Here is a 13,534-nt window from a genome sequence, read left to right on the forward strand (position 1 = left end):
CTCTGGTGTTGGTTATTTTATTATGGATCAATAATTTTTTTTAGCTATAGTACAAAAACAAATAGTTTGAGGTAGAATTATGGAATATGAACGGTTGTTAAAAATATTAAGGACAATAAGTGACTTAAATGAGAACAATATAATCGAAAGGGTAAAAGAGGAATTGGAAAAAGAAGATCCAGACACGTATAAAAAGTGGCAAGATAATGGATTTAACATAAATTATACATTCGATGATCAAAGTACATTGTTACATATAGCTGCTAGAAATGATCTTGTAAAGATAGCAGAGCTTTTAATAAAAAAAGGGGGTAATGTTAATACAGCAGATCAAGATGGATGGAATACTTTACACTTTGCTGCTGCAAGTAGCAGTATAGGAGTGGTAGAGATTCTCATAGCAAACGGGGTTAATGTTAATGTAGCAGATCAAAATGGGTTTACTCCTTTGCATTGTGCTGCTCACAATGAAAATAAAGAGATAGTAGAACTCATATTAGACAAGGGGGCTAATGTTGATGCAGTAAATCAAAATGGGTGTACTCCTTTGCATTGTGCTACTATCAATGGACATGAAGAAATAGTAGAACTCCTATTAGAGAAAAGGGCTAATGTTGACGTAGCGGATGAATACGGGCGTACTCCGTTATGCTGGGCTATTAGAAATGGCTATTCAGAAATAGCAAGAATTCTACTTGAAAACAAAGCAGATCCTTTATTGGGACATAAAAGTTTTAACACATTAAAGCTTTTGATTGAATTAATAAAAAATGATTTTAAGCACTCTAAGAAAGCAGAAGAAACACAGCAACAAGAAGATGATGAATATGAATTGATTAAATACTCGTTGCTACTTCGCAATGACTGCTCCTTAACGGATGTTGTCGAAAGAAGTGCATTTGGCAAGCTGATATCTACGTGGCTTGTTGACATGTCCAACTTAACAGAGAGTCAGAAGGAATTGAATAAAAAATTCTTAAGTACTTTTAAAGACTTTCCACATGTTACTTATAAGGATTATAAGAACGATGTTGAAAAAATTAAAAAATTTTTACTAGATCATAAAAGTAATCAAGATCTAAAAACCATTCTCAACCTTAAAAGAGGAGAATCTAAACTGACAATACTGCATATTCTATCAAGTATGGAATGTAGCAATTCAGAAGAATGCATAGATTTACTGTTGAATTCAGGTGCTGATCCTAATGAAAAGGACGACACAGGAAGGACGCCTTTGCATTATGCTACTCGTTCTGGTCATTGTGATACAATTATCAAATTGCTTCTAAGGAAAGGAGCTAATCTTGATATAAAGGATAAAAAAGGTAAAACCCCAATAGAATTTGCAGTTAATAACCCCCACCTTAATATTAAAGAGTGCTTTTTAACTGATGATGTTATTTATGGAACTTTTCGTAAAAAAACACAAGCTGACTATAATGGAAAAAAGTATTTGCGCAAAAGTGTAAATCTATGGGGGAATGATTTTCTACTAGATGAGCAAGATCCAGATAAATATTTTTGTAAATTAGATGAAGTTCAAGACATAAATCAGCTAGAACAGGTTGTAAATGAAGCTATAAAATCTAGGGTAAGGTTCAATCTTACTTGTGAGGGAAATATATATGAAAATACTTATGAGAATAAGTATAATTTTACAGATTATGTAATAAGAAGAATTAGTGAATTAAAGATTTTTCAAGTTGAAAGGGACATAGAAGTTGCTAGTCGCATAGTATGTAATTTGGTAAAAAGAGGTGCAGTACTTGAAACTCTAAGTAGTATAATTGTAATTGATAAACTAGAGAAGTTTAAAGACCACAAAGCTAATCTGAAAGAAGCACGTAAAAGCTATATACATTATTCTCTAAGGTTTTTGGAAGCTGCAAAAAACGCAACTACTGGTAAGGTAAAAGAGGCAAAAATGGACAACTTCACTTTCTGCTTGAAATACTCAAAGAATAGTATAGTCGAGGTTGCAAAAATCATAAATGGAACAGATGAAAGCACAGAATTTCGAAGAGACGTGATAGCAATCGGTGAAAGCGAGATAGAAATTTTAACGGAAGGTGGGGTAAGAAATTATACTGACCTTATAGGTAATATAGTACTGACTTTTCATACTGATTTGGGAAAAGTAGATGCTAGATTGTATTCTGATGTGCAAGATGAAGGAAAAATTATAGTAGAAGTGAGTAACAAGGAGGAAATATTGGAAAAGTTTAAAAATTATAAAGAAGAGTTAGGTGAGAACTGCTTGCTTGGTGGTTCTTCTGTCTACGACGCTATTAAGCAGGGATATTTTAAAAGGCCTGAGGAAGTAGATTCCATATATCATGTAAGTTCTTCATTAGAAAATATATCTTTATTTCCTATTGTACAACAGAACACAGAGAAAATTCGCTAGCGAGGTTAGTGTTGCTTAGCTTAAGTTTAAATTGCCAAAAAATGCAAACTTTATGATACTGAAGGAACTACTTTTTTGGTAGAAGGCAAAGCAGCAAGGAGCGAGCCAAAAGCGATAAGAAAGGATCCTAGCCAGATTATAGACATTCCAGGTTTATAGTGCACTTTAGCTGCGATTTTGCTCTTACTCTTATCAATCTCTCCAATTACAACATAAATATCAGAAAATAAATTGTGGTAGATACTGCTTTCAACATTTTTCTGACCTTCCGCAAGGTAAAATCTATATTCAGGAGTTACTTCACCTAATATCTTATTATTCAGCAAATTCCTGATATCCATTGTACCCCTCACTGCATGGAAATTTTTTTCTTTTATTAGCTCAATATTTCGTAAAGTAACTTTAAATTTATTGACTGTTATGCTGTCTCCTATTCCCAAGTAGTTTTCTTTTTTCTCCTGCCAACCAACGGAATAAGATATACCAAGCACTAGAATTGCCACTCCAGCATGAGCAAGCATCATTCCATAGTAGGACTTAGAAACTCTTCTTGCTAATAAAATTGATTCACCAAATGCTACCTTAAATAAACAAATTCTTTTACTATATGCTTCTAAAACAAAGATTAATAATGCTATGGAGATGGTAATTGATAGCACAATCATTAGCTCCATGTGAAAGATAAACGGCAAAATAGCTGCAGCACTACAAAATGAAAATCTATATTCACGGAATATTGGCAATAGACTATTTCCCTGCCAACTGCAGTATTGCCCTATCATGGTGAGTACTAGAATAGCTAGTGCAATAGAGTTAAATAAAGAATTGTAATATGGTGCTCCAACTGAAATTAATTCACCGGTTAAATACTCAAGCACTGTAGGGTATAAAGTGCCAACGAACACGATGAAAAAGGCAGTGATGAATAATAAATTGTTCATCAGCATCATCGTAAGGCGTGAAAAGAATCTTCTACCTTCTGTCACTTGAGTAGCAGATTTCTTTTCAGATTCCAATATCGAATACTGGAAAGATGTGTGATTCTTTCTCGTAAACACTACAAATATTACTAAGCTACTGACTGTAATTACACCAAGTAGAGCTAATATATACAGTCCATATCTTGGGTCATCTGCAAACGTGTGCACTGAGGTAAGTATTCCTGAGCGGACTAGAAATGTTCCAGTCACACTCAATATAAAAGTTGTAAGCGTAAGTAAAATAGCGAAATTCCTTAAAGTATTGAAATTTCGTACAACGAGCAACAAATGTGTCAGCGCCACTGCAATTAGCCAAGGCATCAAAGAAACGTTTTCCACTGGATCCCAGAACCAAAATCCACCCCAACCGAGTTCACGATATGCCCACCAGCTACCCAAGCTGATGCCCAAAGTGAGCAGCGACCAAGAAATAAGTACCCAAGGCCTGACAATTTTAGCCCAAACATTTCCTTCAGTATTTAAAATTAATCCAGCTATAGAGAGCGAAAAAGGAATGCTAAATCCAAGGTACCCCAAATATAATACCGGTGGATGAATAGCAAGGCCTATATCCTGCAATATCGGATTAAAACCCAGTCCATCTGTTTCAATGCCTGGCATTTTAGTGAAGGGGCTGGATTCAAGTAAAGTGAACAGTAAAAAACAAAAGCAAATCAAGCCTTGGGTGATAAGAGATATTTTTTTTAATTTACTACCATTAGTTCGTTCTGGTGTCATTCCAGTGCTTGACACTGGAATCCAGTTTTTATTACACTGCCATTTGATGTACTCATTTGCAATTAAATTGTCTGGATCCAAGTAGTCAAGCACTGGGATGACAGAAGGTATATAAATATCCATTAGTAATAAATACATGACAAGCACTAAGGTCCAAAGCAACATAGACCCTTCTTTATTTCCCCAAACACCACAAATCTTATAGATTAAAGGTTTTGTTGTGTGTGAGTGGTAATATACGTTTTCAAGTGAGAAATCATTTTTAATGTGGCAGTAGATCAAAATAGCCATTGATGCTGACACACAAAAAAATATGGCAGAGGAGACGAATCGGTAAGAACTAAACGGTAGAAACAAATACGTTAAAGATAACAAACAGGCTACCAATAACAATATATTCCCAAATTCAGGCATAAGATTCATATAATGATATTACTAATAATAAATTGGGAGTTAAAGTTTTAATATAGGAACAAAGTTAATCTTCAATTATATTAATAGTAAGTAAAAATTAAGCATTAAGCTTTTATACTTTATATTATATAACATTAATATTGTGAGGTAATATTATGGGCACAACTAAGATTAGTGAATTTCTATTCAATATAAAAGGTAAAGTGGCAAAACAACATGCTGAACCAATAATTGAAAAAAATCTCTATACTATTTTAGGATTCAAAGATGTAGAAGATTTAGAACATAAGACAAGTAAGTCCGTTAACAAAAAAATTTGGCAGCTATTTATTGATTGCTTTACAAAGGAAATAGATTATGTAGCAACTAAGCAAGTTGTAAAAAACGTTGTTTGTAATATTGCCAAAAGTGCCCAAGGCAATGCTTTTACTGAAGCTGAAAGCTTAATCTTAAACGAAAAACAAGATAATAAAAAGAGAGAAAGAGCGATTAAAAAAGCTACTAGTATTTTAAAAAAAATCAATCCAGAAAAAGCCTTCAATGAACTTTCAGTAATAAAAAAACAAGCCGAAGATTTTTTACAAACCGATTTTTATAAGGCGCAGAGCAAACCACTGCCAGGATTTGCTACATCTGGTGCACAGCTTTTTGCGGAAACTTTGAAATATATAGAAACACTAGAAAAATTATCAGAAGTTAAAAAGGAAGATTTAACTAAGAGTTTCCTATTAAATTATATTAGTTCACTGAACAAAAAGTATCCTAAATCACAAGGTAAAAGGGAAGATGCTATACGAATACTATCAAGCGATGAGTTGAAGAATTTTTATAATAAAGGTGTAGAGGAAGGAATACTACAACCGCTGGTATCATATAAAGAATGCAGAAATCTGTATGATAAAATGAGCCAAACAAAGGATGAATGTATAATCAAAAAAGAAGAACATGAGAAAGCAAGTAAGTCAATAACCAGTATAATTAGTGACATAAAAAAATGTAGAGAAGCAGTCCTTAGTTGCAAAAATTTTCAGAGCTCCTACATAAAGGAAAAAGCAGAACACCCATTTAGAGGCACCTCATGTCAAAAAATGATTGATATATATCAAGAGAGAATTGCTGGATATCAGGAAAAAATTCGTCAAAACCTAAACCAAATAAGAGCAATATTAAAAGATACGCCGCAAGATGTGGAAAAATTTAAGGAAATAATCAATTGTGTGCATGAAGCAGAGCAGTATGATGAAATTTTTGATTCGGCTTTAATTTGTTTATCGAACATACAGAATAAGCTAGATATTCAACCAGAAAATCCCCTAACAGAACTCAGAGCTTCACAAATCAACGTTGAAATTGAGCTAACTAGGCTCTGTGAACAAAATATTAGAGTAAGCATGTGAGTGCTTCAACAAAATTCAAAAAACCAATAAAGACCTCATAAGTCTTATCAAAATAGGAGATTTCTAATAGTGGCAAATACCATGTATTTCTTTCAATTTGCCACTACCTAAATCACACATTGTCTTCCAGAAGGAAAATTTTTGTTCCACTGGCAACCACCTCATGTATAGCTTTACTTTCATAATAAGAAAAATGGCAAAAGCAATTTTAGATCTACTCTAATAAAAGCCTATTTTCCTTGAAACTAAAATAGCTACTAAATGTGATAATAATATGATCTATTAATTCTATTCCTATGCTTTTGCAAGCTTCTGCAAGCTGTCTAGTGAGAAACATATCGCTACTTGAAGGCTGTATATCTCCACTTGGGTGATTGTGGGATATTACAATCGATGTTGAGCCAATCAAAAGAGCGCGTCTTATGATCTCTCTAACGTAAATAGGAGTTTGATCTACTGTACCAAAGTTCTGCAGATCTTCCGCTATTAGACGATATCTTTTATTCATATAGATGACGCGAAAATTTTCTTTATTAAGGCTTCCTATACTTACTTTTAAATAATCAAGCAAATTTTCCCAGTTATTGATTATAGGTAGGTCCTTTATTTCTTCTCGTGCAGAACGAACAAAAGCCTGTTTCACACAAAAGATAGCAGATATGGCTGCATTATTAACTCCTTCAATATTTTGCAGTGCTTCTAAATCGGCATTAAAAACTTTATTTAAACTGCCCAAATTTTCTATCAAACTCTTTGCTACTGGCTTTACATCGATTCTACTATATGCTGAATATAAAATGTGTTCTAAAATCTCATAATCAAGCAATGATTGTCCGTTATCTAAAATAATTCTCTCTCTTAGGCGCTTTCTATGACCTTTTTTGTAATCTTTCATTATTCATGAATTGCTTATCTCTTATAATAAGAAATTGAATTTTTAAGTAAAATATTTAATAAAACACATGAAGCATAATTGTAAATTTTTGAAGACAGCAAATGAAAGTAGCCCCTCTCTTGTCATCCCCTGCTCCCTCCTTCTTGTCATTCAAGTAGCCTCATCCCAGTGTCCCTTCTATATATCATCCCAGTGCTCCTTCTATGTCATCCCAGTGCTTGACACTGGTTTCTTACCAACAAAAACCTAGCATAACTTTTGTGCTCAAAAAATTTCCAGTATCAAGTGCTGGCCTGAAGCTTTAGCTGTAAATGTTAAGAAATTTACCAAGCGAAAAAAAAAGGCAAAAAAATCCCCGTGTAACGAGTTTTGACCCTATAATAATGTAAATTGGCGCTGTAATAATGTGCTAACGCTTAAAATAAGCGCGTTTTGGCTGAATGTAGAAAAAATAAAAAAGACATGCAGCCGCTATAATTTTTATGTAATTTGCCAATAAATATCTGAGTTTTTTACTGAATTTTTGTTGTTGAACCCGCGCGGATCGAAAACAAGGATAAATACTCTTATTGTCATAATAAGGGGGCTGGCGCAGTTTGTCAAGGAAGTTTTATGCGAGAGATCTATTGAAATGCTCGTGCAAAATCATACTATTAATTAGTACACTATAAATTTAAAATTATAAATATGTTAAGCAAATTAGTAACTTTGCTATTAATTTTTATATTTCCTTTTTACTCATACTCATATCAGTTTAGAACCAAAGCAAAGCAAGCAATTGTCTTAGATTTAGCTTCAGACTCGTTCATTTTTGAACACAATTCCAGGGAAAAAATGGCCCCATCTTCAATGAGTAAGTTAATGACTTTATATGTAGCTTTTGACTATCTAAAAGCTGGAATAATAAAAATGGAAGATAAATTTCGAGTAAGTAGAAAAGCATGGGAAAGGAAAGGCTCTTCTATGTTTTTGAAAGAAGGTCAATTTGTTACGGTAAAAGAACTACTTGAAGGAATTACAATTGCCTCAGGTAATGATGCATGCATAGCGCTAGCCGAGGGTATCGCAGGATCAGAAGAGAATTTTGTTGCTGAAATGAATGAAGTTGCACAAGATTTAAATCTTAATGATAGTCATTTTGTTAACTCAAGCGGGTGGCCAGATGAAAACCATTTTATGAGCGCAAAAGACTTGGTAACACTGGCAAAAAGGATTTTTACTGATTTTCCTGAATACTATGATCTATTCTCTGAACAATATTTGACATATAACGATATTGTACAAAAAAATAAAAATCTTTTACTTTTCCATGATATTGGAGTTGATGGTCTAAAGACAGGTCATACAAGTGCTGGTGGTTATGGAATTATAGTATCTGCAAAACGGAACGATAGGAGAATTTTTGCTGTTGTGAATGGTTTGGACACCGAGAAAGAGCGAATAGAGGAAGCAAAAAGACTAATACAATATTCCTTAAATCATTTTAATACCAAGAAAATATTTGCTAAGGATAGCGTAGTTGAAGAAATAAATATTGTTTATGGAAAAGATAAAAAGGTGCCCGTTACAGTTGCAAACGATGTTACCATAACTTATAACCGCAGATTACATGATAAAATTAAAGTGCGTATTGAGTATAAAGATATGGTACCCGCACCAATTAAAAAAGGTCAAGAAGTGGGCAAAATTTTTGTAGAAATACCTGGTACTGAGCAACAAACTATACCTGTTTATACAGCAAATGATGTGCAGAAATTGAGCTATATAAAAAAAATTTTTAGAAAGTTGTTTTAATCAGCAAATGTAAGTTAAGGAGACCTGAAATACTAATCTACTTTCAACCTCTCAGCATGTAAACTGCGTGGTAAAGATTCCAACTCTTTTGCAGCAGTGAGTTCTTTATTTTTTGCATGTATACCAAGCTTATTGAATTCTCGGGCAGCAGGAAACACTCTTGCCTCAAGCGAACCAGCAGTTTTATTGTAATGATCAACAGCACTTTTTAAGCTTCTGCGTAAATTATCAAAATTTTCGCCCATTGTGCAGATTCGCTCATATAAAATATGGCCTAGTTCACTTATTTTCTTTGCATTTTCAGCTATCATCTCTTGCTTCCATCCATAGGCTACTGCCCTAAGTAGCGCGATTAAAGTGATTGGTGTTGCAATAATTACTTTTTTTTCTATTCCAATTTCTATCAAAGCTGGTTCACATTCTAGTGCTGCACTGAAAACCCCTTCTCCTGTTAAAAAAAGTACCACAAGCTCTGGCGTATTTTCAAATTGGTTCCAATATTCCTTTCTGCCTAGATCATTTATATGTTTTTTTATTGCCAGAGAATGATTCTTCAATTTTTCCTTTTGTATCTGTAAATCATTTTGCGACATAGCATCCATGTAAGAATCAAGTGGTACTTTAGCATCTATTATTATTTGCTTTCCTGATGGCATTTTTATTATCAAATCAGGACGCAACAAATTGTCCTCATTTTTATCAATTACTGAAGCTTGAGTCAAAAAATCGCAATATTCAATCATTCCCGCCATTTCTACTACTCTTTTTAGCTGCATTTCACCCCATTTTCCCCTAATGTGAGGCTTCCTCAGGGCGTTAGCAAGGCTAGAAGTTTGACTCATTAATGCTCCAATTTGCTCCCTTAAACCTTCATAGGCCCCTACCCTCTCCTTCTCTAGGTCACGTATTTCACTATCGAATTTTTCTAACTTTTCTTTTATTGGAGTGACAACTTCGTTGATCGTTGCTTGCCTTTTTTTGAAATCACTTTCTGTTTCTTTTAGCTTACTATCGATTACTTCCTTCGCTAAATTCAGAAAATTATTGTTGTTTACCTGCAAAGCATCAAGAGAGAGAGCTTTAAAAGTGTTTGTAAGCCTCTCCTCTGCTTTTGTTAGTAATTCTATTTCCTTTTTCTTTTCCTCACGCTCTTTTTGTAGAATTACTTCAAGCTCTGCTTTTTTGACTTTCAACCCAACTATCTCTTCATCCTTATTCAGTAAAGTTCGCTTTGCCTCTTGAAGCTCACGCTCTAATTTAAGTTCAAGATTTGCTTTCTCCTCACTTAGCTTTCTATTCTTTTTTACGACGAAAAAGAGAAATAACAGTAAAAAAAGAAAATTTAACCCGAGAACTATAGAATTGAGAAGCATCAGAATACAGAAAAAACCGCACTCACAATACTATCTAATTTTTCTATATATAAAAAAGAAAAAAGAGAATCAAATGAGGTACTCTTTTGTGAAGGATTTGGTTTACTAATTAATAATCGCCTACACTTGGATTAGTGACATAATGTCTTTTTATTAAAAATCTTATATAATAGTTATTTTTATCATATCAAATAGCACATATATTAACAACTCGATTTTACTCTCATTGCTTACTATTTACCACATTACAACACTTACAAACCGGTTATTTCATTAAAAACTTAGCTTCAGCCCAGCCAAAAGCACATACCCGGAGTTATTACTTTCGATTTCAGGTTCTTTGGTACTAAATTTTACAATATCGAAGTAGTATGAAGTGCCAAGAGCTAATGGATATTCAAGACTGAAAGCCTGTGATGTTAATTCGTTTGTACCTTTGCCTACAATATCCCTGCTACTACTAAAATATGTTAAGCTCACTTTACGAGAATCAGAATGATAAGCAACACCTGCATTTATATAATTCATATTACTTGTTTCAGGACTACGTTTCTCACCAGATTTACCGCCATTACCGTACGAAAAAATGCAATCAAGTTCAAAAAGTTTTAGCTTCAAGCCAAAATTCCAGTGTAGCAATTGATTACGGCATTTATAATTTTCAGAAGTACCATCCGAGCAATCAGTTAAATTTTCTCTTGCAAACTCACCAGTAAAAGCAGTAGTAAAATTTATTTCATCTGATAAGCCATTTTTATAGGAAAGACCAGCGGCTATTAGATTGTTATATTGCAAATTATTTTTTCCTGGAACATAACTGAGTCCAAGTTGAAAGTTATAGATTTCAGGAGAAATATAGTTTATCGTTGGTTGTTTTAACTTCAGCTCTAGTCCATTATAGTCGCTGTAAATATTGGGTTTTACCCAAAATACCTCATCTTTATCATACCCAGGATCATTATCTTTTTTTTCATTACCGTGCAAATTTGAGTAATTTGTCCAATGACCATTTATTCCTCCGGCAGCTGTGTAAATTTTTGAAGTGTTAATTAACATACTCTGACTAACTAAACTTCCTTTACCATATTCAATTGATCCAAATTCCTGGTTCTTTATGATAAAATACCACTTCTCCATTTCTAACTTTTCTATGTCTAGTGCCTTTAAGTTTGCAATACCAGAAACTCCTACCTTAACATTAAACCCCAGTTGTGTATTTGGATAAACTTGCTGCAAATAAAGAAAGCGCAGGTCTGAATAGCTTGAGGTCTTGTCTTTTGTAGAGCTAAAAGAATCTTTATTGAAAGCGTAGCCAAATCTTAAATCTACTTTTCCATCTAGTTCTACATAAAACATCTCCTTATCCAGAATTACCCTAGCGTTAGCACTTCCTCCCACAAGTAATGATAAAAATAGTGTGATTAGTAACCTCATAGGTAAGCTTAAATTCTTAATATAAGCTTAACAGAAATAAAAAACAATCCTTATATTGTGTAGAACTTAGATACTACAAACCAATTAATGACAAAAGCGTTTAAGCATTCTTCACACTATGTTTTTGAATTATATTTCCATAAATAATTGATATGCTTGATAGTTTTCGCTTTAATAACTGCTTGTTAATGGAAGAATGTATACGATTAACTATTTTAGATGTGTTATTTGCATCACAGTTCATCAAAATAAAAAGTACCTTATTCTCATCAATACATCCTAAAAAATCATCACTACGGCAATTTTTATAAAAATGTTCTATGATAATTTTTAGTGTATCATTTTCCTTATTACAACTGCTGTTTAAACCTATTATTCCTATAACTGCATTAATTTGATATTCAAAGGCAAAATTCAATATGACATATAACTCCAAAATCGTTGAATCATTGTCTGGTATATCAAACAAGTTGTGTTTTCTATATTTCTTACCCATCAGATATTTATCCCTAAACATTGCTAGCTTATGAAACAGGCTAATGTCACGTATCAATAGCTCATAATTAATCTTGCTATTAGTAAATTGCGTTGTGCGAAAAACTTTTACCTTTGTTTTTATATCTTCTCCTTTAGCGTCGATTAAAGAAAAGCCTATCACTTTTGGCAATATATCGGGCAAATCGCGCCCATCTTCAGTATACTCCAAATAGCTTTTCATATCTTCAGCTGCTCTTGCACTTAAAATATTGATTAACGGCTTATTAAGTAAATTCCCTTCTTCACATTTTAATAAATTCCTTGCTGCTTGATTGAGTCCCAAGATTAACACGTTTTTTTTCTCATTATCCTGAGAAACAGATATCACAGCATCATCTTTCCTTCTTGCCGTTATAAAATCTTCCATGCTTTCATTCTATAAAATGTATTTACCAGTATAATAAAGTTGTATTAAGATTTATTTACCTATTGATATACTTAATCAAGTATAGGCAAGCATAACATAACCAGCTATTTCTAAGTGATGATAAAGGAAGCAAAATTACAAATGTAATTTTGCTTGTTTTCTTTAATACCTTCATCACAACAACTGATTTTGCTGTATTGGATTAGATGGTTGAATATAACCTAAACTACTGTGACACGATTCTTCGTATGACGGTGGTGATGAACACGATTCCTCGTATGAAGGTAGTAGTTCCTCAAGCGGTGCTGAAGGTTGTACTTTTTCATAATTGTCAGAAGGAAAATTGTCTGATTCTTTATTATTAGTTGCTTTATCCATACATTTTACTGGTTGCTCTATATAGTCTTGTATTTCTTTTGTAAAACTATGATTTAGATAACAACTTGTTAAGTAAGCTACACCTGCTACTGTGAGTGCTAATGATGCAAAAACTAAAGGTGAAGCTCCTATACACCTAAAAACCTTTACTTTATACATACTCATATGAGCAGGTGGGTCAATGGTTGTTGCTAAAAAAATAAAAAAACCAAGTGAAAAAAATATTAACAAGCAAATTCCACACAATGAACAAGATCCTAACGCTACTTCTTTTAATGATTTTTCGTTTTTCTTTTTATTATTAAGGCTTCGATACATTTTATTAACGTTAGTATTGCTAATATAATCTTCTAGTTCTTTTAAAATTTGAGTCTTTAACTCTTCAATCTCATTATCTATTAACGAATAGTATTTTTTATACCGCTGCTTCAATTGAACGTCTAATACTGATTTACCACCATTGAGAAGATTTAAAATGTCTTTTTTGCATAACTCAATCTCCTGAGAAATTTTAGAATCGTTTTGTTCTTTTATATCTTGATCCATTTTAGCCTGTAGTTTTTGACCAAAATCTTTAAATACAGTTCTGCAAGAAAGGTATTTTAATATAATAGGTAAAGCCAGCTCATTTCCCTTACTAAGCAAAGATAAAAGATTCAAAGCGAAAGAATTAGGTACTGCTTCTCTTGGTAGAATTAAGTGAAATCTTGGAGAGTAGACCGGCGGAACTTCCCCAGTCAGTCTCTCGCAAAACTGTACGTAAATCTCTCGATTTATACAGCTTCCATTATTCAGCCTTTTGACCTAACCCTAATGTCCA

Annotated in this window: 9 protein-coding genes; 3 read left to right on the forward strand and 6 right to left on the reverse strand. The window is 33.1% G+C overall.

Annotated elements, in window-relative coordinates; all coding sequences use genetic code 11:
* The first annotated feature begins 79 nt into the window (after positions 1-79).
* Complete coding sequence (locus OPR35_RS04520; protein WP_264685016.1) at positions 80-2,407, forward strand: ankyrin repeat domain-containing protein; 2,328 nt, start codon at positions 80-82, stop codon at positions 2,405-2,407.
* A 50-nt stretch (positions 2,408-2,457) separates the two neighbouring features.
* On the opposite strand, the gene OPR35_RS04525 is transcribed toward OPR35_RS04520, so the two are convergent.
* Positions 2,458-4,539 (reverse strand): heme lyase CcmF/NrfE family subunit, encoded by a 2,082-nt coding sequence (locus OPR35_RS04525; RefSeq protein WP_458694651.1) that lies wholly within the window; start codon positions 4,537-4,539, stop codon positions 2,458-2,460.
* A gap of 155 nt (positions 4,540-4,694) precedes the next feature.
* Between OPR35_RS04525 and OPR35_RS04530 the strand changes: the two genes are divergently transcribed.
* Positions 4,695-5,936, forward strand: a complete 1,242-nt coding sequence (locus tag OPR35_RS04530) for a hypothetical protein (protein WP_007302893.1) — start codon at positions 4,695-4,697, stop codon at positions 5,934-5,936.
* A gap of 214 nt (positions 5,937-6,150) precedes the next feature.
* Here OPR35_RS04530 and radC read toward each other — a convergent pair whose 3' ends face one another.
* On the reverse strand, positions 6,151-6,831 hold the full coding sequence (radC, locus tag OPR35_RS04535; protein WP_019078756.1) for a RadC family protein: 681 nt from the start codon (positions 6,829-6,831) through the stop codon (positions 6,151-6,153).
* A gap of 687 nt (positions 6,832-7,518) precedes the next feature.
* On the opposite strand from radC, the gene OPR35_RS04540 reads away from it, so the two are divergent.
* Positions 7,519-8,625, forward strand: a complete 1,107-nt coding sequence (locus OPR35_RS04540) for a D-alanyl-D-alanine carboxypeptidase family protein (protein ID WP_012482049.1) — start codon at positions 7,519-7,521, stop codon at positions 8,623-8,625.
* Positions 8,626-8,657: 32 nt separating this feature from the next.
* On the opposite strand, the gene OPR35_RS04545 is transcribed toward OPR35_RS04540, so the two are convergent.
* From OPR35_RS04545 to OPR35_RS04560, 4 genes are all read right to left on the reverse strand, one after another.
* On the reverse strand, positions 8,658-9,998 hold the full coding sequence (locus OPR35_RS04545; protein WP_007302846.1) for a DNA recombination protein RmuC: 1,341 nt from the start codon (positions 9,996-9,998) through the stop codon (positions 8,658-8,660).
* A 273-nt stretch (positions 9,999-10,271) separates the two neighbouring features.
* Positions 10,272-11,432 carry a porin gene (locus OPR35_RS04550; protein ID WP_265024735.1) on the reverse strand — a complete coding sequence of 387 codons (1,161 nt, stop codon included), beginning with the start codon at positions 11,430-11,432 and terminating at the stop codon, positions 10,272-10,274.
* 100 nt (positions 11,433-11,532) lie between these two features.
* On the reverse strand, positions 11,533-12,336 hold the full coding sequence (locus OPR35_RS04555; protein WP_007302848.1) for a hypothetical protein: 804 nt from the start codon (positions 12,334-12,336) through the stop codon (positions 11,533-11,535).
* A 174-nt stretch (positions 12,337-12,510) separates the two neighbouring features.
* Positions 12,511-13,260, reverse strand: coding sequence for a hypothetical protein (locus tag OPR35_RS04560; protein ID WP_265024736.1), 750 nt, complete (start codon positions 13,258-13,260; stop codon positions 12,511-12,513).
* Positions 13,261-13,534 lie beyond the last annotated feature (274 nt).

The organism is Wolbachia endosymbiont (group B) of Protocalliphora azurea, assembly GCF_947251865.1.
Classification (GTDB): Bacteria; Pseudomonadota; Alphaproteobacteria; order Rickettsiales; family Anaplasmataceae; genus Wolbachia.